Source organism: Micromonospora sp. CA-259024, assembly GCF_050936255.1.
GTDB lineage: Bacteria > Actinomycetota > Actinomycetes > Mycobacteriales > Micromonosporaceae > Micromonospora.
In genome coordinates this window covers 1,940,576-1,961,928 of sequence record NZ_JBNJND010000001.1, presented here as the reverse complement: position 1 = coordinate 1,961,928, position 21,353 = coordinate 1,940,576, and the positions used below count along the sequence as shown (strand labels likewise).

Genomic DNA, 21,353 nt, shown 5'->3' with positions numbered 1-21,353 from the left:
CCCCGGAGGGACTATCCCTTCCGGTCAGCCGTGCTCGGCAGGGGAGCCGGCCGGCTGCGCTCGATGCGGAGGGTGGCCAGCAACCCGGGATGGTCGGTCGCCCCGTGCATAGGCACCGACCGGCCACAACAGGACGTGATGTCGGTCGTCGTCATGATGTGTTGCAACCTGCCGTCGTCGATCCGCTGATAGCCCGGCGGCGCACAGGACCGCACGTCCGGGTCGCCGCCGGCCCGCAGGTTGAGGTCGCCGCTCAGCATCATCGGCCCGTACCCGTTGTTCCTGCTGATCGTCGGCAGGATCGTGTCGAGCAGGTGGCCGCACTGGGCGAGCGCGACCCGGTAACCGGTGGCGGCCAGGTGCGTGGTGCAGGCGAGCAGGTCGCCGTCGACGCCGACGCACAGCCACGCTCGTTCCTCGGGGTCCGCGACGTCCTGCGTCGGGTGGATCCCGCCGTACACGGCGCGTGGGGTGTCCGGCGTCGCCACGTGGGTCAGCAGCCCGACGCCGTACGACTGGCCGTTGCGACAGCGGGTGTCGTCGCCGCTGGGGCGGTCGCCGGCGGCCTGGAACGCCGACACGACCGTCCGGCCGGTGTGGACGGTTTCGAACACGCGCTCCAGCGCGGGAACGTCGTCCTGGCAGATCTCGTTGAGGGTGACCAGATCGGGTGCCTCCGCGCTGATCACCTCGGCGGCCCTGGACACCGATCGGCCGGTGTAGCAGCCGGCGCGTCCGCTGTTGCAGAGGTTCATCTGGAGCACCCGCAGGATCGTCGGGCCGGCGGCGCCCGTGGCGTCGGTGGAGCCGGCCACCGGCGGTCCGGCCGGTAGTCCGGCGACGGCGAGCAGGCAACCGACGGCCAGGGCGCGGCGCAGCGATCGGTACGAACGGTCGGCCACGCGGACTCCGGGTGGAGGAGGCGACAGTCTTCGCCGAGGTGCCAGCGATCCTACTGGCGGCCGAGGGGGCACGGGCGGTGCGCGTACCCCCTCGGGTCGCTCAGTGGGCGCGGACCGCGACGGCCGTGTACGGCGTGGTCGGGGTCGGTGGCGTGGTGAAGCGGGCGTTGGGCAGGTAGAGCTTGCCCCGCGCCTTGGCCACGGTCGTGGGCACGTCGAAGTTCGGGTCGGTGATGGTGTGGGTGACAGTTCCGGCGGTGCCGGCCCTGTTCAGCGTGACCACCGCGATCTGGTTGAGGCGGTTCTGCACGACGTAGAGGGTGCGGCCGAGCAGCAGCAGCCCGTCGCCGTTGGTGAAGCTGTAGCCGGGCACGTCGACGACGGTGCTCACGCCGGTCGCCGGGTCGACGCGGTACAGCGTGCCGGTGCCGGACTGGACGACGATCAACGCCCGGCCGTCCGGTGTGGTGACGATGCCGTTGAGGTTCACTCCGGTGCCGACCTGCTCGTACGCACCGGTCAGCGCGATGGTGGTGAAGCCGTCGGCGGGCGGCAGCGCGCCGCCGCGGCCGAGCGGCAGTCGGTAGAGCACCGGGCGGTTGGAGTCGGTGAAGTACGCGGCGTCGCGGGTCAGGACCACGTCGTTGACGAACGTCGGGGCGGTGGCGAACTGGTAGCGGGCCAGCACGTCGCCGGTGCGGGTGTCGAGCACCCGGGCGTCACCGGCGGTGCCGCCGGAAACGAACAGTCGGCCGCGCGGGTCGACCTTGAGGCCGAGCGACGGGGTGCCGGTGGCCGCGCCGATCGTCGTGCCCCGGCCGGTGACCAGGTCGACGCGGTGGATGGCACCGGTGGCTCGGGAGCCGAAGTAGGCGTACCGGCCGGCGGTGGCGATGCCCTCGGGCTGGAATCCGTCGGGTAGGGCGAGGACGGTGGGTGGCCGTTCCCCGGGGTGCGCCTGGGCGGGCGCGACGGCGACGGAGGTCAGCAGGGCAGCGGTCAGGACGCTGCCGATGGTGGTCCGAAGGGGGCGGTTCACTGTGCTCCTTCCGGGCGGAAGGCGGCAGGAGCCGACACGTCCGCCACGATCACGGGGGCCAGGACCCTCCCCACTGTACGGTCGGTGCCGCCGACGCGCCCGGGATCACCGGCGCGGTCTCCTACGACCGCCGCCGGTGACCCGCTGAGCTGCGACAGCCGGCTGGGCGGAGGTCAGGCGTTGGCCACGAGCCTCCACCGGTTGTCCGCACTGCCGTTGTCCGAGTCCTGCACGGCCTGCGCCCCCCAGGCCGTCGACGCGTTCAGGATCCCGAGCAGTTTGCCGCTGTTGACATTGCGGATCTTGTAGGTGCCGTCGCCGTTGTCCACGAGGTTCCATCGGTGGTCGGCGGTGCCGTTGTCCGACCATTGCAGAACCCGGGCGTTGTCGGCGGTGGACATGTTCTCCACGCCCAGCACCTTGCCGCTGTTGACGTTGCGGAACCGGACCGCGCTGCCGTCGGCCACCACCACCCAGTTGTGGTCCGCGGTGCCGCTGTCGCCCCACTGCACCGCGAGTCCGCCGTCGGCGGTGGACATGTTCTGGATACCGAGGACCAGGCCGGTGCCGACGTTGACCAGGCGGTGACTGCCGCCGGTGGTGCCGCCGCTGGTGCTCCAGTAGACGTTGTAGTTGTATCCGTGGGCGTCCTGGAAGGGGGCGAGGTTCACCGTGGACCCGTTGGCGGTGGCGGTGAAGGTGAGTGCGGTGGTGCTGGTCCGGGCGATCGAGGAGACGGTGAGTGACGGCAGGGCGCTGAGGGCGGTGTTGCCGTAGTTGCCGGCCAGCACCGCCGGGCCGTACGTGATCGCGGCGACGTTGGCGTTGTCGTTGGCGGGCCGCACGATGACCCGCATCGGCAGGCGCACGGTGATGGTGTCACCGGCGGCCCAGGTGCGGGTGACCGTGGCGTAGCTGCCCGGCGTGGCGGAGACGTTCTGCACCACGCCGTTCACGGCGATCGTCGCGGCGCTGGTCCAGGACGGGATCCGTACCCGGATGCTCCACGAGCCGCTCATCGACCCGGACAGGGTCAGGGTGCTGGTGTCGCTCACCGGGTAGCTGGTGCTCTGGGTGACCGTGATGCCGCGCTGCGTCCAGTTCAGCACCGACGGCGTGAACAGGTTCACGCTCAGTGTCGTGCCGTTGTAGAAGTAGATGGAGTCCATCAACCTCGTGTTGATCTCCAGGCCGGTGCCCTGGCAGCACCAGAACGAGTTGTAGTCGGTGCTCCAGGTGCCGCCGCCCCACGCCGGGCCCACACCACGACGCCCGCCCGGCCGCAGCGGGGTGAAGTAGGTGATGTGGCCGTGGCTGTCGGCCGGGTTCTGCCCGCCGATCAGGTGGTTGATCAGGGCGCGCTCGTAGAAGTCGAAGTAGTCCACCCGATTCGGGTCGAGCAGCCACAGCTCCCGGGTCAGTTTGAGCATGTTGTAGGTGTTGCACTGCTCGCAGGTGTCGTTGCTGAGATAGCCGGCGATCGCGTTCGGCGCCCGGAAGTGCTCCGCCTGGCTGTTGCCGCCGATGACGTAGGAGTGCGCGCCGACGGTGATGTTCCACGCGTTGCTGGCGATGTCCCGGTAGCGGGTGGTCCCGGTCGCCTTGTACTCCCGGGCCGCGCCGATCCACTTGGGCACCTGCGTGTTGGCGTGCAGCCCGTTGAGCTGGTCCTGGTTGGCGGCCAGCGGGTTGAACACGGCCGCGTGGTCGAACCGCTGGGCGGTGGTGAGCCACCGGGAGTCGCCGGTCTGCTGGTAGATGTCGGTGAGCACGTCGTTCATGCCACCGAACTCGGTGCCCAGCATCGACTGCATCTGGCTGGAGCTCAGTCGGCTCGTCCGGGTGTCGACCCAGCCGGCGAGGGCCAGCAGGACCGTACGGGCCTGGGTGTTTCCGGTGTAGCGCCAGACGTCGAGTAGCCCGGCGAGGGTCTTGTGGATGCAGTAGTAGGGCACGTTGCCGTTGGACAGCGTCCGTGCCTCCAGCGCGGTGAAGTCGGACTCCGGGAAACCGGAGAGGTAACCGGCGCCGAACCCGGCGGCCCCGTTGTTGGCCTGGCACTTGGCCAACTCGGCCACCATGTGGTTGGCCTTGTCCCGGCAGGTGGTGTCGCCCAGCACCGCGTACGCGTACGCCCAGGCGGTCAGGAAGTGCCCCTGCATGTGGGTCCGGAACGGGAAGTTCGGCGCGTCCCAGCCGCCGTTGGTGGCCGCGCCGTTGGTGGACAGCCGGTGGTTGGCGCGGAAGTTGTAGAGCATCCGGTCGACGTCGACGAACCGCAGGTAGTTGAGCGTCCGGGTCTGGTTGTCCATCCACCGGCCGGCGGTGAGTCGCACCTGACCGGGGTCGAACGGATACGCCGAGACACCGATGTCCGACCGTACCGGCGGCACCACGGCCGCGGCCGCGCTGTCGGGTGCGACGGTGGCGCCGGTCGCGGAGAGCACCACGGTGGCTCCGGCGGCCTGGAGCAGGTGGCGGCGGCTGAGGGACGGGGATGACATCGAACCTCCAGAGGATCGCTATCGGTGGTCGGAACGCCTGAAACGGCAGGTGGGGGCGGGGCGCGGCGGCGCGGCCATCGGCGGGTGAGCCGCCAGGGCAACGCGCACGACGGCTGCGATGGCGGCGGGAAATGCATAGCACCGCGTCTATGTGATCGCTAACATAGTTGGTTCTTAACATGCCCGCAACCCCCGTGTCGCCCTCCGGAATTGGGGGGGCGGTGGTGGGCTGGTGCCGGGAGCCGTGCCGGGATGGCGCCGGCACTCCGACGGTGAACCACCCGTACGACAGGAGCGACTCGCCGACGACGCGTCCCATGCGACTTGACGAACGGGATGTTATCGCTCACAGTCGATGTTTGAGGGCGGCCGCACCTGTGGCTCACCGGGCGAGCCTGCCGGCCGCACCTTGATGACGCTGACCACCGCGGCCAGTGCCGGCACGACCCTGCGGGCGGCGGCGGAGAAGGGCCGCTACTTCGGCGCGGCCGTCGCGACGGGCAAGCTCTCCGACAGTCAGTACGTCGGAATCCTGAACCGCGAGTTCAACAGTGTTGTGGCGGAGAACGAGATGAAGTGGGACGCCACCGAGCCGCAGCAGGGTCGGTTCAGCTACACCGGTGGTGATCGTCTGGTCAGTCACGCGCAGGCCAATGGCATGAGTGTGCGGGGTCATGCGCTGTTGTGGCACGCGCAGCAGCCGGGTTGGGCGCAGGGCTTGTCGGGTGGTGCGTTGCGTAGCGCGGCGATCAACCATGTCACCCAGGTCGCGACGCATTTCCGGGGCAGGATTCACTCGTGGGATGTGGTGAACGAGGCGTTCGCTGACGGGGGTAGTGGCGGGCGGCGTGACTCGAACCTGCAGCGCACCGGTAACGACTGGATCGAGGCGGCGTTCCGGGCGGCGCGGGCGGCGGATCCGGGTGCGAAGTTGTGTTACAACGACTACAACACCGACGGGATCAACGCGAAGTCGACCGGCATTTACAACATGGTGCGGGACTTCAGGTCTCGTGGGGTGCCGATCGACTGTGTGGGGTTCCAGTCGCACCTGGGCACCACGTTGGCCGGGGACTACCAGGCCAATCTGCAGCGTTTCGCCGATCTCGGCGTGGATGTGCAGATCACCGAGCTGGACGTCATGACCGGCAACAACCAGGCCAACATCTTCGCCTCGGTCACCCGCGCCTGCATGAACGTCTCGCGCTACACCGGCATCACGGTGTGGGGCGTGCGCGACTGTGACTCCTGGCGCGGGTCCGACAACGCCCTGCTGTTCGACTGCAACGGCAACAAGAAGGCCGCGTACACCAACGTCCTGGACGCCCTCAACGCCGGCGGAGGCATCACCCCGTCGCCCACGACCACTCCGCCGCCCCCGACGACCCCGCCGCCCACGACGCCTCCGCCGGGACCGGGTGGTTGCTCGGCGTCGGCGTCACTGAACTCGTGGACCGGTGGTTTCGTGGCCACCGTGCGGGTGACCGCCGGTTCCGCCGGGACGAACGGGTGGAACGTCAGCGTCACGCTTCCTGGCGGTGCGAGTGTCACCAACACGTGGAGTGCGTCGGCCAGCGGCTCCACCGGCACGGTGCGGTTCACCAACGTGGACTACAACGGCCGGCTCAGCCCGGGGCAGGTCACCGAGTTCGGTTTCCAGGGCACCGGCAGCGGGTCCGGCATGACGCCCACCTGCACCGCTTCCTGACCCACGCAACGACCGCCCGATCCACCAACGGGTGCCCGGTGCGGAGGACCACTCGTGGTCCTCCGCACCGGGCAACGTGCGGGTCGATCAGGAGTACGGAAGCCGCAGCACCGACTGGTTGCCGATGCCCACCGTGCTGGGGTTGTTGCCGATCGCCGACCAGATCTCCACCCGGACCGTGCCGTTGCTCAGCGCGCCCAACGTGCCGGTGGCCGAGGCCAGGCCGGCGTTCTGGGTGTAGTGCTCGTAGCCGGGGACCGGATCGGTGGCGAAGTAGCGCAGCGTCTCCACCCGCTCCCAACTGCCGTTGCCGGTCAGGTCGTAGGAGATCCGCACCTGCACGCCGTTGCCGACCGCCGTCCCGGCATCCACGAAGAGGTCGAACGTGGTCTGTCCGCCGGCGTAGGCCAGGTTGAGGCCGGTCGCCGTGAAGACCTGCGGGTTGGTGGGCGTACCGTCGTGGTTTCCGTTGGCGGCCGCGACCGTCGTCGTGGCCGCGCTACCGGCGGTGCCCAACCCACCCCCGGGCAGGAGGTACCGCGTCGGACCGCCCGACGTCGGCGGCGGGGTCGTCGGCGGCGGGGTGGTCGGTGGGGTGGTCGTTGGCGGGGTGGTCGTCGGGGGAACGCCGCCGGCCGCGTTGCCGCCACTCCAGGTGTACGCCCCGGTGGTGGCTGTCTTGCCTGCTCCCACGGTGAGCGTGGTGCCGTTGGAGAACGTCACCGTGATCGGCGCCGCCGTCGGGTTCGACGCCACGTAGGTGCGGGCCCCGTTGCGCGAGAAGACCGCCGACAGTGGATGGTTGCCGGTGACCGTCGTGTCGACGGTGCCCAGCGCCGCGAGGTTGCGGATCCAGTGGAAGGTGTGTGCCCGGCTCTCCCCCTCCTCGGGTGTGTAGCCGGGGTTCGCCCGCAGGTTCGCCAGCGCCGCGTCGCCGTCGCCGAGGGCCTGGAACTGCCAGAGGATGTCCTGCCACACCGTCGGTTGCCCGCCGTTGTTGCGGACCAGTTCGGCGTAGTTGGTCCGTACGTACGCCGGGTTGTTGCCGAGGTAGAGGTGCCCGCCGGTGACGGGCAGCAGGTTGATGCCCTGGATCATCTCCGGCTCGCCGCTGAACCAGGTGGCGTACGCGCCGCCGTCACCCCAGACCATGCCGACCGTCGAGTGCCCGAAGGCGGCGGGGAAGTTCTGGTCGCTGACGTCGAACCAGTATTCCTGGATGGCCGCGGCCTGGGTGGTGTAGAGGAAGACGCCCGCGTCGCGGACGGCGGTGTTACCGGTCGCCTGCCCCCACTGGATCAGGGCGCTCGCGAAGTTCATGCCCTCCGACGAGGACTCCTGGTTGTTGCCGGAGCCGAACGAGCCGTGCCCGGACGCCCAGTCGTGGCCGGCGTAGATGTCGAAGTCGCGCAGGTACGGGAACTGGGTGTCGCCGCGGCGGTAGTTGTTGGCGTCGCGGATCAGCAGGTCCACCATGCCGCCGTAGCGGCTGGTGCTGGCCCAGGTCGGGTCGAACTTCGCCAGCGTCGCGGCGGCGGCGATGTAGTAGCCGTAGTGGAAGTGGTGGTCGTTGAGCTCCTGGTCGGACCCGTACGACGCCGGGTAGCCGATCAGGGTGCCCCAGTTGTTGTCGTAGTAGAAGACCCGGCTGGTCTTGCCGCTGGACGCGGTGAACCAGTCGGTGAGCGTGCTGCGGATCGCGTTCAGCGCGCTGTCGCGCGTCGCGGTGTCGTTGACCAGGTCGGCGATCTCGGCGAGCCGCGCGGCCCGGCCGAGCCCCTTGCCGGTCCAGTAGGTGTCGTTGCCGCGCTGGTCCATCGGGTTCGCGCGAGCGGCGGCCAGCTGGCTGGTGAGCGTCGCCAGGTCGGTGCCGCTGCCGTCGCCGACGGCCGGCAGCTCCGGCAGGACGCCCTGGAACTTCATGGCGGTGCGGAACTGGCTGACGCCGGTGAGCACCCTCATCCGGCCGCGCGCCGACGGGTAGGTCGGGATGATCGCGGTGGACCCGCTCAGGGACTTCCACTGGTGCGGGTAGAGGCTGACCACGGTCTGCGTCGCGGTGCCCTCCCGGGCGGTCGTGGTGAACGCGTAGGTGGTGGTCAGACCGCTGGTCGACGGGTTGTAGGCGTAGGACACCTGGGTGCCGGTCACGTGGGCGTGCGCGTACCGGCCGTAGGTCGCGGCCAGGTCGGCGCGCTCCGTCGCACTGGACGTCGGGGGCAGGAGGGCGACGGAGAAGTAGCCCCGACCGGCCAGCCCGGAGGAGATCCGGCCGGCGGCGACGGTCCAGCTGGCGCCGCTGGGCGCGTACCCGACGTAGTCGTGGCCGTTGACCCGGAAGCCGATGGTGGCGCCGCTGTTGGACCAGACGTCGGGGGTGCCGGCGGTGTTGATCACCGCGTCTCCGCCGGTGGTCTGGAAGTACGCGAAGGGCAGGCCGTGGCCGATGGTGGCGCGCATCGTCCGCGTCCCGTCGCTCCAGTGTGGGCTGACCGTCCAGTCCGTCCAGCCGTCGACCCGGACCAGGGGTGCGCCGAGCCCGGCCACGCCGACCCGGATGTCCTGGACGTACGGGTAGTGGAACTCACCGACGCCGGTCGCGGTGCCGCTGATCGCGGGCGTGGAGTTGGCGGAGAAGCCGAGGCCGTCGGTGAAGGTGTCGTACGAGATCGGGTGGGCGTGCAGGGGCTCGCTGAAGGCGCAGTCGGTGCGCTTCCACAGCAGCGAGGACCACCAGTCGTTGGTGGGGATCGGCCCGGCGGGCGCGTTGGCGGTGGCGAACTGCCGGGGGTTGGTGGACATCGGGCCGCAGCCGCTGGGGAGCGGGCCGACCGGGGTGGTGGTGTAGCTTCCGGCGCCGACGGGTGCGGCCTCGGCTGCTCGGGTGACGGGGATCGCGAGGCCGCCAACGACCAGGGCCAGAGCGGTGGCGGCGGCCAGGGCCCATCGGCGGTGGGGGACGGGAGGTTTCATGGTGCCTCCATCGCGCGCCGGGTTCGGTCGGTGCCGACTCCGACGCCTTGCGTCTGAATTGGGGAGAAGGTCTGGTGAGAGAGCGCTCTCTCGGCCACGGTAGTGGAGTAGCGAGATCCCCGTCAATGTGTCAAACCCGTTGCGTGCTGATGTCGCTATTTGCCGACGCGGCCGACGGCGACGTCGACAGCGCCGTCGACAGCGCCGTCGACCTCGCCCAGGAGCGCCTCGGGCGCGCGCATCCGCCACGCGTCGGTCACGAGCTCGCTCAGACGTTCGAGGTCGACCTTCGCCAGGCGCAGCAGCACCAGGGGCAGGCCGTCGTAGCCGGGCGTGGTGAAGAAGACGTCGGGCTCCCCGAGCAGGAGAGCCTGCTTCTCGGCCTCGTCCCCGACGAACAGCACCGCGATGTCGAGTCGGATCACCCGCGGCTTTCCCGGCACGCGCTCGGGGTAGGACCAGACGAAACCCTTGTCGCCCACCCGGAAGTCGAAGCCGTCGCTCGCGATCTCCACCGTGTGCGGCAGCGCCAGCGCCAGAGCGCGTACGTCATCCGCGTCAGCCACCGAGACCCCCTGCACCGCGCACCATCCGCATGTGCCGAGATTACGCGGTGGACAGGTCGACGGCCGTGGCGCCGATGATGGCCTGGTTACCGTTCTGCTGCACGTAGCCGACGACCGAGGCGTTGCGCGGATCGAGATCAGGCGCCGTCGTCAGCTCCACCCGTCCCCGCTCGGCCTCCAGGTCCACCGCCGTGAAGGCGCGGACGACGTTGTCCTGCCGGAGCGTCCGCCCGGCGTTCTCGCCTCGGGCGATCTCGCTGACCAGGCCGCGTTCCACGACCGCCACGTTCAACACCGCGTGTCCCGACGGCCGCTCGGTCCGGTAGTCCAGCACCACCCGCCGCCCGCCGCCGCCGTCGTCGGTTCCCTGCACGGAGAGTGTGACCGGCGTGGCCGCGGTCGGCATCAGGGCGGACGCGATCGCGTCCGCTGCCCGGCGACGGTCGGACCCGACGAACTCGGCGGTGCCGTTGACGACCATCTGCGGGGTGTACAGACGCCCGGAGCCGAAGGCACGGGCGTACGCCTCCTGCCGCGCGGTGTACGCCGCGTCCGCGAATCGGTCGGGCCAGCCCAGATGGTCCCAGTAGTCGACGTGGAACCCGAGGGCGAAGATGGGCTCCCCCCGCTGCCGGGCGTCGCGCTCGATCCCGGTCAGCACCTCCTCGGCGGGCGGGCAGCTGTTGCAGCCCTGGGAGGTGAACATCTCCACGACCGCGAAGCCGCCGTCCGTCGCAGGGTTCGTCATTGGCGCGTCTCCTCCCGGGTTCCGGCTGGCGGCCCTGCGTTTCCCGTTATGGCCGAGACAATGCGCAGAGGTCGCGGTCGTGCCGGGCCTCGCGGGACCGGTGCGGGATCGGGTGGTTGGATGGCGTCGTGAAGTTCACCGTGACAGACGCGCCGACGCGGGAGCGGTTCGAGGCGCGCGACGAGGCGGGCACGGTTGCTGGGTTCGTCACCTACCAGCTGACCGGCACCATCATCGCCTACACCCACACCGAGGTCGATCCGGCGTTCGAGGGCCAGGGGGTCGGCTCGACCCTTGCTCGCGCCGTCATGGACGACGCTCGGGCCAAGCGACGGACGGTCGTGCCCATCTGCCCGTTCCTCGCCGAGTGGCTGGTCAAGCACCCGGAGTACGAGGACATCACGGTCCGGTCCACCCGCAAGGTCAAATAGGGTTCAGGGCCGAACGATGACCGTCGCCACCTTCCGTGCCCTGCACCACGACCGCGCTGCCGGTGACCCACTCGTCCTGCCGGGGCCCTGGGACGCGGCCAGCGCGCGGACGCTCGCCGACGCCGGGTTTCCCGCCCTCGCCATTCCGAGCGCCGGGGTCGCCGCCTCGCTCGGTTACGAGGACGGCTCGACCCCGCCCGACGAGATGTTCGCGGCGGTGGCGCGGATCGTCCGGGCCGTTTCCGTTCCCGTGTCCGCCGACGTCGAGGGTGGTTACGGCCTCACCCCTGGCGAGTTGGTCGAGCGGTTGATCGAGGCGGGTGCGGTCGGCTGCAACCTGGAGGACTCTGTCGGGCACGCCACGCTCAAGGACCCGCAGCGGCACGCGGAGTGGCTGGCCGAGGTGCGGGCGGAGGCCGGCGACGCCCTCTTCATCAACGCGCGTGTCGACACGTTCCTGGTCGGTACGGGCGACCCGGCCGACGCGGTGGCACGAGCCCGCCTGTACACGGCCGCCGGTGCCGACTGCGTGTACCCGATCCTGGCGCCGCCGGAGGTGCTCCCCGTGCTGCGGGAGGCCATCGCGGGCCCGATCAACATGGTCGCCGGACCGGACCAGCGGTCCGTGGCCGAGTTGGCGCGCCTGGGGGCGACGCGCATCACCTTCGGTCCGGGGATGCAGCGGTACGCGATGGGGGCGGTCGGCGACCTCGCGGCGGGGCTCCGCGCCTGAGGCCCGGCGCCGCGAGGCCGGCGGTCAGGCGTCGGCGCGGGCGGCGAGGGCGTCCACCAGGCGGCGGGCGGAACCGGCCAGGTTCCACCGACCGGCAAGCTCGACCAGCCGGTCCGGGTCGACGGGAGCGGTCGGCAGCGCGGTGGGCAGCTCCGGCAGCGGCACGTCCAGGGCGACCCGGACCACCGTCGGCGCGACACCCAGGTAGTCGCGGGCGGCGACCAACTTGGCGCGCAGGCCCGGTGCGAAGGACGAGTCGGAGTCGTCGAGGGCGGCCAGGATGCCGGCGATGTCGCCGTACCGCTCGATGAGCCGGGCGGCGGTCTTCTCGCCGACGCCCGGCACGCCGGGCAGTCCGTCGCTGGGGTCGCCGCGCAGCGCGGCGAAGTCGGCGTACCGGTCGGCCGGCACACCGTAGCGGGCCCGGACCGCGGCGTCGTCGCAGTCGTCGAGCTTGGCCACGCCGCGCCCGACGTAGAGCAGCCGGACCGGACGGGCGTCGTCGACGAGCTGGAACAGGTCACGGTCGCCGGAGACCACCTCGACCGGGCCCGGCTGGGTCACCGAGAGTGTGCCGAGCACGTCGTCGGCCTCGTAGCCGGTCGCGCCGACCGCGGTGATGCCGATCGCGGCCAGCACCTCCAGGATCATCGGCACCTGCGGGGAGAGGGTGTCCGGAACGACCTCGCCACCCTGTGGGGCCACCCGGTGCGCCTTGTACGACGGCAGCAGATCGACCCGCCAGGCCGGTCGCCAGTCGTAGTCCAGTGCGCAGACCATCCGGTCGGCGCCGCGCCCGCGGATCAGGGTGGCGAGCATGTCGAGGAAGCCGCGCACCGCGTTGACCGGGGTGCCGTCCTCGGCTCGGGCGGCGGACTCCGGAATGCCGAAGTAGGCCCGGAAGTAGAGGCTGGGTGCGTCGATCAGCAGGATCGGGGATCGGTGTGCCACGCCGGACAGCCTGGCACAGCCCTCCGACGATCAGGGGTACGCCCGGCCGTCGGCGGTGTCAGCGCCGCTCGTCGTGCCGGTAGACGGTCTCCCGCCGGGCCATGTACTGCACGACGTAACTGGTCACCAGCAGCAGGATCGCGACCACCACCTCGACCCAGGCCGCGACGCCGTCGGCCACCGTGAGGCCGATGATCAGCAGGACCAGGCCGGCGAGCGCGAGGACCCCGGCCCACAGTTGCCGTCGACGGCGCCCCGTCACCCGGTCCGCCTCGTTCCCCGTCACGTCGATCCTTTCGGCCGCGGCGCCCGGAGCGGGCGCTACCGACCCAGGCTATGGCCCCCGGTGCCGCCCGACCTGGGAAACCGCGGTGCGGGCTCGTACCTGGGCGGCGCAGACTGCCAGTGTGGCGTTTCTTCCCGGTCTGACGCTCGCCCGCCGCTACCACGATGAGGTGATCGCTCCGATCCTCCGCCACCGCTTCCCGGGTCTGCGGTACGCGGCGGGACTGCTGGACGGCGGCTCGGAGCTGCTGGGCCTGGACACCGCGCGGTCCACCGACCATGACTGGGGCCCGCGCCTGCAGGTGTTCGTCGTGGCCACCGACGCCGCCCGGGTTCCCGGTCTGCGCACCGCGCTGGAGGCCGACCTGCCAGCGGAGTTCCTCGGCTGGCCGACCCGCTTCGCCGGCGACGACGGGCAGTTGGGCGTCGTCGACCCGGCGGGCACGCGGCACGGGGTCAGCGTCGACGAGTTGGCTGGTTGGTGTCGGCGGCGGCTGGGCTTCGACCCCGCCGCCGGTGTCACCACGGCGGACTGGCTGGCCACCCCCACCCAGCGGCTGGCGGAGGTGACCGGCGGCGAGGTCTTCCATGACGGCCTCGACGGCGCGCTGACGGCCCGACGGGCGGCGCTGGCCTGGTATCCGCCGGACGTGTGGCGGCACGTGCTCGCCGCGGCGTGGACCCGGGTCGCGCAGGCCGAGCACCTGCCCGGCCGGTGCGCCGAGGTCGGCGACGAGTTGGGCAGCCGGGTGGTCACCGCCGGCCTGGCCCGGGACCTGATGCGACTCGGCCTGCTGCTGCACCGGCGCTGGCCGCCGTACGACAAGTGGCTCGGCACGGTCTTCGGCGGCCTGCCCGGCGCGGCGCCGGTGGTCGCGGCGCTGACCGACGCACTCGGCCCGGGTGATTGGACCCAGCGCCAGAGCGGGCTGGTGGCGGCGCTGGAGGCGGTGGCCCGGTGGACCGACGAGACCGGGCTCGCGGCACCGGTGCACGCCCGTGCCCGGCTGTTCCACCACCGCCCGTTCCTGGTGCTGCGCGCCGAGCGGATCGCCGCCGGGCTCCGCGCCGGAGTGACCGACCCCGCGCTGCGCGACCGGCCGCCGCTGGGTGCGGTCGACCAGTACGTGCACAGCGTCGACGTGCTCACCCACACCGACCGGGTCCGCCGGCTGGCCGACAGCCTCTGGTCCGGCGACGTGGTCACCGACCCCCGGCGGTGACCACCGGTGCGGCGGGACGCGGCGGCTCGTCGTCCCGGTCGTGGTCGGTGAGGTCACGCAGGTGTCGGACGGGGGAGAGCAGCAACACCAGCGGCGCGCACACCAGGGTCGCCGCGAAGACGAACAGGGTGGTTCGGGCGCCGAACGGGCCGGCCAGCGCGCCGGCGACCAGCCCGCCGACCGGAATCGCGCCCCAGGAGACGAACCGCACGGTGGCCATCACCCGGGAGAGCAGGTCGGGTGGGCTGGCGATCTGCCGGTAGGTCCGGGTGGTCACGCTCAGCACGACCGTGCCGAGGGAGAAGACGATGCTGCCGGCGGCGAAGGCGGCGTACGCCAGCCAGCCGGTGCCCCACGGGATCAGGAACGCACCGGCGACCGTGGTGAGCCCGGCGACGATCAGTGCGCGGGCGGTGCCGATCCGTGCGGTGATCCGCGTCGTGAGCGCCGCCCCGACCAGCGCGCCGATCCCCTCGACGGCGAGCAGCACCCCGACCAGGCCGGCCGGGGCGTGCAGCTCACGGACCAGGTAGAGCGGGAAGAGCGCGAACTGTGCGCCGCAGACGAAGTTCATCGCCGTCGCGGCCCACATGCTGGGCGCCATCACCGGGTGGTGCGCGACGAAGCGCCAACCCTCGCGGATCAGCTCACCGACGGGTGGCCAGCGGTCCGGCGCGTCGACGCGGCTGGCGGGCAGCGTGCGCAGCAGTGCCGCCGAGACGAGGTAGCTGGCCGAGTCGACGAGCAGGGTGGGCACCGCGCCGAGTGCCTGCACGGCGAGCCCGCCGAGGGACGGGCCGCTGAGCAGCGTCGCGGCGTGGGTGGCCGAGGTGAGGCTGTTGCGCGCCTGCAACTGCTCGCGTTCGACGATGCTGGGCAGGAAGGTCGAGTTCGCCACATCGAAGAGCACGTTGGCGAAGCTGACCACGAGCGCGGTGACCACGAGGTGGGCGACGGTGAGGTGACCCCACCACCAGGCCAGCGGGATGGACGCGACGGCGACCGCGCGGGCCAGGTCGGCGCCCACCTGGGCGCCACGCAGCGGTAGGCGTTGCACGATGACGCCGGCGGGCAGCCCGATCACGATCCAGGCGACGTAGCTGGCCGCGGCGATCAGGCCCATCTGGAACGCGGAGGCGTCGAGCACGGTGAGCGCGGTCAGCGGCAGGGCCACCGCGCCGACCGCCGACCCGACCATGCTGGTCGTGCCGGCGGTCCACCACCGCCAGAACACCCCGGCTCGTTCTCGGACCTGCATGTCGTCCGCCCCCGTTCGGCCGGGCCAGTGAGTTCCAAACTGGAACGGACTATAGTCGACGTCGGTACGGATGGGGGTGACGGGTGCGGCGGGAAGATCTTGCCGACGCGGACTGCGGCATCGCGCAGGCGCTCGGCGTCCTCGGGGACTGGTGGACGTTCCTCATCGTGCGCGACGTCGCCGGCGGGACGACCCGCTTCGACGCCCTGCAGCGTGAGCTGGGCGTCAGCCGGCGGGCGCTGACCGAACGTCTCGCCGCACTGGTCGAGCACGGTGTGCTGGAGCGCCGGCCGTACTCGCGGCACCCGCCGCGCTTCGACTACCTGCTCACCGACAAGGGTGCGGGGCTGCTGCCGGTGCTGATCGCACTACAGGACTGGGGGACGAGGCATCTCATGGGTGATGGTGAGCTGACCGCGACCGCCGACGCCGCCTCGGCCGAGGCCCGCCGGGTGCACAACCTGGTCGGGCGGCGTCTGCCGGAGGTCGTCCTGCCCGGGCCGGACGGCCAGCCGGTCACGGTGGGCACCCCCGACGGCTGGAGCGTCCTCTACTTCTTCCCGGGGGCGTACGCGCCGGGGATCAACGCCTACCCGCCGGGCTGGGCGGACATCCCCGGCGCCCGGGGCTGCACCCTGGAGTCGACCACCTACGCCGACCGGTATCCGAAGTTTCGGGACGCGGGGGCGTGGGTGTGGGGGATCAGCACCCAGCGGCCGGACCAGCTCGCCGACTTCGCCGCGTACGCCCGGCTGCCGTTCCCTCTCCTGTCGGATGAGGACGGTCGACTGGCCGCGGGGCTGCTGCTGCCCACCTTCCGGGCCGGCGGCGTCACCCGGTTCAAGCGGCTGACGCTGCTGGTCGACCCGACCGCGGTGGTCCGCGCGGTGCAGTTCCCGGTCACCGATCCGGCCGGCTCGGTCGACGAGATGCTCGCCCTGGCCCGCGAACACGCAGGGGTCCCCGGCTGACGCTGGGCGTCGGCCGGGGACCGTGCGGGCTCACCGTCAGGCCGGGAGGGTCCAGCGCTGGTTGGCGCCGGCGAAGCAGTCCCAGATCTGCAGCCGGGTGCCGTCGGCCGAGCTGTTGTTCGTCGCGTCCAGGCACTTGTTCGACTGCGGGTTGCGCAGCGTGCCGTTGGACTGCGCCTGCCACACCTGCGCGCCACTGCCGTTGCAGTCCCAGAGCTGGACCTTGGCGCCGTTGGCGGTGGAGCCGCTGGTGATGTCGGCGCACTTGCCGAGGGCGCGCAGCGTGCTGTCGCTGGCCACCGTCCAGGTCTGCGCGGTGGTGCCGTTGCAGGTCCAGAGCTGGATGGCGGCGCCGTTGGCGGTGCTGGCCGACGCCACGTCGACGCACTTGCCGCCGATGCCGGTGATCCGGCCGGTACGACCGGTCGGCGGCGGGGTGGTGCCGCCCATGATGGTGTCGTACATGGCGCTGACCAGCGAGGTCGAGTTGTTCTTGTCCTGGGACAGCTCCCAGTTCATCACGCCGCCGGCGTTGGCCAGCGCCCACTGCGTCTTGCGCTTGACCGTCGGGATGCCGTTGTAGCACTGCTGTGCGCCACCGGCGGTGGTGCAGTCCCGGTTGGCGTTGGCCGGGTCCAGGTCGACCAGCGCCGAGTAGGTGTAGTAGCCGGGGCGGCTGTAGAACGGGATCCCGAGCACGGCCTTGCTGGCCGGCAGGCCGCGGGACTTCCACAGGTTGATGCTGTTGATCGACCAGTCGTAGTTGGCGTGTGGGCTGCCGCCGTCGTACGCCATGATGTTGAGCCAGTCGACCTGGTTGAACACGGCCGGCTGTACGCCGTCGACGGAGTAGCCCTCGGAGACCACGGCGGCGGTGAGCAGCTTGCCGCGACTGTGCATCGCGCTGCCGAGCTGCGTCATGAGCTGGGTGTAGTTGTTGGCCGAGGCGCCCGGGTCGGGGTATTCCCAGTCCATGTCGACGCCGTCGAGGTTGTACTGGTTGACGAAGTTGACCAGGTTGTTGACGAAGTTGGTCCGGCTGCCGGAGTTGGCCGCGAGGGCCTCGAAGGCCGAGTCGTTGCCGTCGTTCCAGCCGCCGACGGCGATCGACACCTTGACGTTGTTGGCGTGTGCGAGGGAGACCAGCGAGGAGAGTTTGCTCGGGTTCTCCACCGCGCGCAGGCTGCCGTCGTTGTTGGGCAGCACGAACGCGTAGTTGATGTGGGTGAGCTTGTTGTACTGGATGCTGTCGACGTTGCCGGCCCAGGAGGGCATGTAGCCGACGCTCTTGAAGTTGTTGGGCAGCACCACGGCCTGCGCGGCGGTGGGGGTGACGGTGAGGGTGGCGCCGGCCGTGGCCAGCGCGAGCAGGCCGGCGGCGAGGGCGCGGCGCAGTGGTGAGGACATCGGGGGCCTTCCCGTGGGCGGGGGACGACACCACCCGCGCAGGGTTGTCGCGGGCGGGAGGTGCGGGACGCAGGAACGGGTGGGCCTCGAGGCAGCCAAATCTTAAAGAGTGTTAACTGTCCGAGTCAATCAACATCTGTGGATTTCCTGCCTGCCGATCCCGGTCGTCCGGTTCGGGGGATCCCCAAACGACCGTTAAGCTGGGCGGTGTGGGAAACGACGAGCTGTATCCGCCGGATCGGCTGATCGCCGCGCAGCGCGCCACCGCCACCGCCGGCCTGGACGCCCTGCTGCTCACCCCCGGCTCCGACCTGCGCTACCTGACCGGGTACGACGCCCACGCGGGGGAGCGGCTCACCTGCCTGGTGCTGCCCGCCGAGGGTGAACCGACCCTCATCGTGCCCAGGCTGGAACGCCCGGCCGCGGAGGCGTCCCCAGCGCCGGCCACCGGGGTACGCGTCGTCGACCACGTCGACGGCACCGACCCGTACCCCCTGGTCGTCGCCGCCCTCGACGGCCCGGTCACAGCGGTCGGCCTGGCCGACCGGATGTGGGCCGAGCAGGTCCTCGCGCTCCGCGCGGCGCTTCCCGGCGCCGCGCAGCGGCTCGCCGGGGACGTTCTGCGCGAGCTGCGCATCCGCAAGTCCCCGGCGGAGGTCGCGGCGCTCGCCGAAGCTGGTGCCGCGATCGACGAGGTGCACCAACGGATGGGGCAGTGGCTGCGCCCCGGGCGCACCGAGGCCGAGGTCGCCGCCGACATCGCCGGCGCGATCCGGGCCGCCGGGCATGTCACCGTCGACTTCGTCATCGTGGCGGCCGGGCCGAACGGGGCGAGCCCGCACCACGGCACCTCGGACCGGCCGATCGGCGCCGGCGAGCCGGTGGTGGTCGACATCGGCGGCACCATGGCCTCGGGCTACCGCTCGGACTGCACACGCACGTACGTGGCGGGCGGGCCGGCGCCGGCCGACTTCATGGACTACTACGCGGTGCTGCGCGACGCCCAGCGCGCCGCGGTCGCGGCGGTGCGGCCCGGGGTCACCGGCGCGGCGGCCGACGCCGCGGCCCGGGAGCCGATCGCCGCTGCCGGCTACGGCCCCGCGTTCCTGCACCGCACCGGCCACGGCATCGGCCTGGACGGTCACGAGGAGCCCTACCTGGTGGCCGGAAACGACCGGCCCCTCGAGGCCGGGATGGCGTTCTCCATCGAACCGGGCATCTACCTGGCGGGCCGGCACGGCGCCCGCATCGAGGACATCGTCGTCTGCACCACGGACGGCGTGCAACGGCTCAACACCACCCCCACGGAGCTCATCGCACTATGACTGTCGACCGGATCCTCCCCACCGACGAGGCCCACGACCTGCTGGGCCTCGCCACCGAGCTCGCCGACCGCGAGCTCGCGCCGAAGGCCGCCGCCTTCGAGGAGCGCGCCGAGTTCCCCCGCGAGGTGCTGCGTACCCTCGGCCGGGCCGGCCTGCTCGGCCTGCCCTACCCCGAGGAGTACGGCGGCGCGGCCCAGCCGTACGAGGTGTACCTGCAGGTACTGGAGATCCTGGCCAGCCGCTGGCTCGCGGTCGCCGAGGCGGTCAGCGTGCACACCCTGTCCTGCTACCCGGTGGCGGCGTTCGGCAGCGACGAGCAGCGCAAGCTGCTGCCGGACATGCTCGGCGGCGAGTCGCTGGGCGCGTACTGCCTCTCCGAGCCGCAGGGCGGTTCCGACGCGGCGGCGCTGAGCACCCGCGCGGTTCGTGACGGCGACGCGTACCTGGTCTCCGGCACCAAGGCGTGGATCACCCACGCCCGGACCGCCGACTTCTACAACGTCTTCTGCCGCACCGGAGGGCCCGGCCCGAAGGGGATCTCCTGCCTGCTCGCCGACGCGGGCACGGCCGGCATCACCCCGCAGGCGGCCGAGCGGACGATGGGTCTGCGCGCCTCGCCGGTGGCGCAGATCGCCTTCGACGAGGCGCGGGTGCCGGCCGACCGGCTGATCGGCGGCGAGGGCATGGGCTTCACCATCGCGATGTCCGCGCTCGACTCCGGCCGGTTGGGCATCGCGGCCTGCGCGGTCGGGCTGGCCCAGGCGGCCCTGGACTACGCGGTCTCCTACGCCCGGGAACGGCAGCAGTTCGGCCGGTCCATCATCGACTTCCAGGGGCTCGGCTTCGTCCTCGCCGACGCGGCCACCCAGATCTCCGCCGCCCGCGCGCTGACCCTCGCGGCGGCCCGGCTGCGCGACGCGGGCCGCCCGTACGCGATCGAGGCGGCCAAGGCGAAGCTCTTCGCCACCGACATGGCGATGCGGGTGACCACCGACGCCGTGCAGGTGCTTGGCGGCGCCGGCTACGTGGCCGACCACCCGGTGGAGCGGTACATGCGCGAGGCCAAGGTGTTGCAGATCGTGGAGGGCACCAACCAGATCCAACGGATGGTGATCTCCCGAGCGCTGGCGAAGGGCTGAGAACGGTGCGTGGCGGCGCGGCTGCGGTGGGTTGACGCAGTCCGCCGCCCGCGCGGTGCGGCGGGTGCTTCATCGCAGTCGGGCGGTTTTCCCGGTAGGTTGCACGCCGTGGAGGAGATCGACCGCGCTATCGTCGCCGCGCTGACCGCTGACGGCCGTCTGTCGTACACCGACCTGGCCGAGAAGGTGGGCCTGTCGGTGTCCGCGGTGCACCAGCGGGTGCGCCGGCTGGAGCAGCGCGGGGTCATCAAGGGATACGCCGCCCGGGTCTCGTTCGAGGCGTTGGACCTGCCGCTGACCGCGTTCGTGGCGATCCGCCCGTTCGACCCGTCGCAGCCGGACGACGCGCCGGAGCGGCTGGCGCACCTGCCCGAGATCGACTCCTGTTACTCGGTGGCGGGGGAGGACTTCTACCTGCTGCTGGTGCGGGTGGCGAGCCCGACCGACCTGGAGCGGGTGCTGCAGGAGATCCGTACGTCGGCGAACGTGACGACCCGGACGACGGTGGTGCTGTCCACGCCGTACGAGAACCGGCCGCCGAAGATCAGTGCCCCGGCACCGAGTCGGTCGCGGTCCCGGGTGCCGGAGGAGCCGGCTGGTTCCACCGCAGGATGACCTGCCGGCCGTGTTCGTGACCGAGCGCGCTGACGGTGGCGGTGTCCAGGCGGAGCAGTCCGCCCGCGGACGGGGGCAGGCCGATCCAGAGGGCGCCGAGCACCCGCAGGCTGTGCGCGTGGCCGACGAGCGCGACGGTGCCACGGTCGAGCAGCGGGGTCACCCGGGCCAGCACCCGTTCGAGCCGTTCGCCCACCTGCGCGGGTGACTCCCCGCCGGGGCAGCCGTCGGTCCAGATGTTCCAGTGTGGCTGGTCGGAGTGGATGTCGACGGTGGTGCGGCCCTCGTACTCGCCGTAGTTCCACTCGCTGAGGTCCTCGTCGACGGCGTCGACGGTGAGCCCGGCCAGCTGCGCGGTGCGCAGCGCCCGGGAGCGGGGGCTGGCCAGCACGGTCACGAAGCGCCGACCGGCGAGGAACGCGGCGAGGGTGCGGGCCTGTCGCTCGCCGTCGGGGGTCAGCTCCAGATCGGTGTACGAGGTGTGCTGCCGGCTGGCGCTCCAGGTGGTCTCGCCGTGTCGGATCAGCAGGAGCTCTCCCATGCGGTCAGTTAACCATCGTGGGCCGGGCCGTCAT

19 protein-coding genes are annotated in these 21,353 nt (G+C 71.5%); 8 read left to right on the top strand and 11 right to left on the bottom strand.

The window, feature by feature from the left end:
* Positions 1 to 11 precede the first annotated feature (11 nt).
* From ACQEUX_RS08365 to ACQEUX_RS08355, 3 genes are all read right to left on the bottom strand, one after another.
* Positions 12 to 902 (bottom strand): endonuclease/exonuclease/phosphatase family protein, encoded by an 891-nt coding sequence (locus ACQEUX_RS08365; protein WP_433043695.1) that lies wholly within the window; start codon positions 900 to 902, stop codon positions 12 to 14.
* A 100-nt stretch (positions 903 to 1,002) separates the two neighbouring features.
* Positions 1,003 to 1,941, bottom strand: a complete 939-nt coding sequence (locus ACQEUX_RS08360) for an SMP-30/gluconolactonase/LRE family protein (protein ID WP_433043692.1) — start codon at positions 1,939 to 1,941, stop codon at positions 1,003 to 1,005.
* 173 nt (positions 1,942 to 2,114) lie between these two features.
* A complete protein-coding gene (locus ACQEUX_RS08355; RefSeq protein ID WP_433043689.1) occupies positions 2,115 to 4,445 on the bottom strand; it encodes a beta-L-arabinofuranosidase domain-containing protein in 2,331 nt (776 codons plus the stop codon).
* A 412-nt stretch (positions 4,446 to 4,857) separates the two neighbouring features.
* Here ACQEUX_RS08355 and ACQEUX_RS08350 point away from each other — a divergent pair, with 412 nt between their 5' ends.
* A complete protein-coding gene (locus ACQEUX_RS08350) occupies positions 4,858 to 6,153 on the top strand; it encodes an endo-1,4-beta-xylanase (protein WP_433043686.1) in 1,296 nt (431 codons plus the stop codon).
* A gap of 87 nt (positions 6,154 to 6,240) precedes the next feature.
* Here the strand turns inward: ACQEUX_RS08350 and ACQEUX_RS08345 are convergent, their stop codons facing one another.
* From ACQEUX_RS08345 to ACQEUX_RS08335, 3 genes are all read right to left on the bottom strand, one after another.
* Positions 6,241 to 9,126, bottom strand: coding sequence for a glycosyl hydrolase (locus ACQEUX_RS08345; protein WP_433043683.1), 2,886 nt, complete (start codon positions 9,124 to 9,126; stop codon positions 6,241 to 6,243).
* A gap of 155 nt (positions 9,127 to 9,281) precedes the next feature.
* Entirely contained in the window at positions 9,282 to 9,692 is a 411-nt protein-coding gene (locus ACQEUX_RS08340; protein WP_433043680.1) for an MmcQ/YjbR family DNA-binding protein, read from the bottom strand.
* Between the two features lie 40 nt (positions 9,693 to 9,732).
* Positions 9,733 to 10,440: a DUF1223 domain-containing protein gene (locus ACQEUX_RS08335; protein WP_433043673.1), complete on the bottom strand. Its 708-nt coding sequence runs from the start codon at positions 10,438 to 10,440 to the stop codon at positions 9,733 to 9,735.
* Between the two features lie 128 nt (positions 10,441 to 10,568).
* Between ACQEUX_RS08335 and ACQEUX_RS08330 the strand changes: the two genes are divergently transcribed.
* Positions 10,569 to 10,871, top strand: coding sequence for a GNAT family N-acetyltransferase (locus tag ACQEUX_RS08330; RefSeq protein ID WP_433043669.1), 303 nt, complete (start codon positions 10,569 to 10,571; stop codon positions 10,869 to 10,871).
* A gap of 16 nt (positions 10,872 to 10,887) precedes the next feature.
* Entirely contained in the window at positions 10,888 to 11,604 is a 717-nt protein-coding gene (locus ACQEUX_RS08325; RefSeq protein WP_433043666.1) for an isocitrate lyase/PEP mutase family protein, read from the top strand.
* A 24-nt stretch (positions 11,605 to 11,628) separates the two neighbouring features.
* Here ACQEUX_RS08325 and ACQEUX_RS08320 read toward each other — a convergent pair whose 3' ends face one another.
* Positions 11,629 to 12,555 carry a 5'-3' exonuclease gene (locus tag ACQEUX_RS08320; protein ID WP_433043663.1) on the bottom strand — a complete coding sequence of 309 codons (927 nt, stop codon included), beginning with the start codon at positions 12,553 to 12,555 and terminating at the stop codon, positions 11,629 to 11,631.
* A 58-nt stretch (positions 12,556 to 12,613) separates the two neighbouring features.
* The gene (locus ACQEUX_RS08315; RefSeq protein ID WP_433043660.1) at positions 12,614 to 12,841 is read right to left on the bottom strand and encodes a hypothetical protein; all 228 of its coding nucleotides are present in this window, start codon (positions 12,839 to 12,841) and stop codon (positions 12,614 to 12,616) included.
* 121 nt (positions 12,842 to 12,962) lie between these two features.
* Here ACQEUX_RS08315 and ACQEUX_RS08310 point away from each other — a divergent pair, with 121 nt between their 5' ends.
* The gene (locus ACQEUX_RS08310; protein ID WP_433043657.1) at positions 12,963 to 14,063 is read left to right on the top strand and encodes a DUF4037 domain-containing protein; all 1,101 of its coding nucleotides are present in this window, start codon (positions 12,963 to 12,965) and stop codon (positions 14,061 to 14,063) included.
* On the opposite strand, the gene ACQEUX_RS08305 is transcribed toward ACQEUX_RS08310, so the two are convergent.
* Positions 14,044 to 15,321, bottom strand: a complete 1,278-nt coding sequence (locus ACQEUX_RS08305) for an MFS transporter (RefSeq protein WP_433043654.1) — start codon at positions 15,319 to 15,321, stop codon at positions 14,044 to 14,046. The genes ACQEUX_RS08310 and ACQEUX_RS08305 overlap by 20 nt on opposite strands.
* Positions 15,322 to 15,404: 83 nt before the next feature.
* Here ACQEUX_RS08305 and ACQEUX_RS08300 point away from each other — a divergent pair, with 83 nt between their 5' ends.
* A complete protein-coding gene (locus tag ACQEUX_RS08300; RefSeq protein WP_433043651.1) occupies positions 15,405 to 16,292 on the top strand; it encodes a winged helix-turn-helix transcriptional regulator in 888 nt (295 codons plus the stop codon).
* Between the two features lie 36 nt (positions 16,293 to 16,328).
* On the opposite strand, the gene ACQEUX_RS08295 is transcribed toward ACQEUX_RS08300, so the two are convergent.
* Complete coding sequence (locus ACQEUX_RS08295) at positions 16,329 to 17,699, bottom strand: glycosyl hydrolase family 18 protein (protein WP_433043648.1); 1,371 nt, start codon at positions 17,697 to 17,699, stop codon at positions 16,329 to 16,331.
* Positions 17,700 to 17,908: 209 nt separating this feature from the next.
* Between ACQEUX_RS08295 and ACQEUX_RS08290 the strand changes: the two genes are divergently transcribed.
* The 3 genes from ACQEUX_RS08290 (at position 17,909) to ACQEUX_RS08280 (ending at position 20,778) form a co-directional block, all read left to right on the top strand.
* Entirely contained in the window at positions 17,909 to 19,024 is a 1,116-nt protein-coding gene (locus ACQEUX_RS08290) for a M24 family metallopeptidase (RefSeq protein ID WP_433043645.1), read from the top strand.
* Positions 19,021 to 20,163: an acyl-CoA dehydrogenase family protein gene (locus ACQEUX_RS08285; RefSeq protein ID WP_433043642.1), complete on the top strand. Its 1,143-nt coding sequence runs from the start codon at positions 19,021 to 19,023 to the stop codon at positions 20,161 to 20,163. Before ACQEUX_RS08290 ends, ACQEUX_RS08285 begins: the two co-directional genes overlap by 4 nt.
* 108 nt (positions 20,164 to 20,271) lie before the next feature.
* A complete protein-coding gene (locus ACQEUX_RS08280; RefSeq protein WP_433043639.1) occupies positions 20,272 to 20,778 on the top strand; it encodes an Lrp/AsnC family transcriptional regulator in 507 nt (168 codons plus the stop codon).
* Here ACQEUX_RS08280 and ACQEUX_RS08275 read toward each other — a convergent pair.
* Positions 20,708 to 21,319 carry a histidine phosphatase family protein gene (locus ACQEUX_RS08275; RefSeq protein ID WP_433043636.1) on the bottom strand — a complete coding sequence of 204 codons (612 nt, stop codon included), beginning with the start codon at positions 21,317 to 21,319 and terminating at the stop codon, positions 20,708 to 20,710. The two genes, ACQEUX_RS08280 and ACQEUX_RS08275, sit on opposite strands and share 71 nt — an antisense overlap.
* Positions 21,320 to 21,353: the final 34 nt, after the last annotated feature.

What these genes read in the sequence shown, in the direction of transcription:
- ACQEUX_RS08355 (WP_433043689.1), bottom strand. Translation starts at nt 4,445, where the DNA reads ATGTCATCCCCGTCCCTCAGCCGCCGCCACCTGCTCCAGGCCGCCGGA.
- ACQEUX_RS08350 (WP_433043686.1), top strand. Translation starts at nt 4,858, where the DNA reads ATGACGCTGACCACCGCGGCCAGTGCCGGCACGACCCTGCGGGCGGCG.
- ACQEUX_RS08345 (WP_433043683.1), bottom strand. Translation starts at nt 9,126, where the DNA reads ATGAAACCTCCCGTCCCCCACCGCCGATGGGCCCTGGCCGCCGCCACC.
- ACQEUX_RS08335 (WP_433043673.1), bottom strand. Translation starts at nt 10,440, where the DNA reads ATGACGAACCCTGCGACGGACGGCGGCTTCGCGGTCGTGGAGATGTTC.
- ACQEUX_RS08325 (WP_433043666.1), top strand. Translation starts at nt 10,888, where the DNA reads ATGACCGTCGCCACCTTCCGTGCCCTGCACCACGACCGCGCTGCCGGT.
- ACQEUX_RS08305 (WP_433043654.1), bottom strand. Translation starts at nt 15,321, where the DNA reads ATGCAGGTCCGAGAACGAGCCGGGGTGTTCTGGCGGTGGTGGACCGCC.
- ACQEUX_RS08295 (WP_433043648.1), bottom strand. Translation starts at nt 17,699, where the DNA reads ATGTCCTCACCACTGCGCCGCGCCCTCGCCGCCGGCCTGCTCGCGCTG.
- ACQEUX_RS08285 (WP_433043642.1), top strand. Translation starts at nt 19,021, where the DNA reads ATGACTGTCGACCGGATCCTCCCCACCGACGAGGCCCACGACCTGCTG.
- ACQEUX_RS08275 (WP_433043636.1), bottom strand. Translation starts at nt 21,319, where the DNA reads ATGGGAGAGCTCCTGCTGATCCGACACGGCGAGACCACCTGGAGCGCC.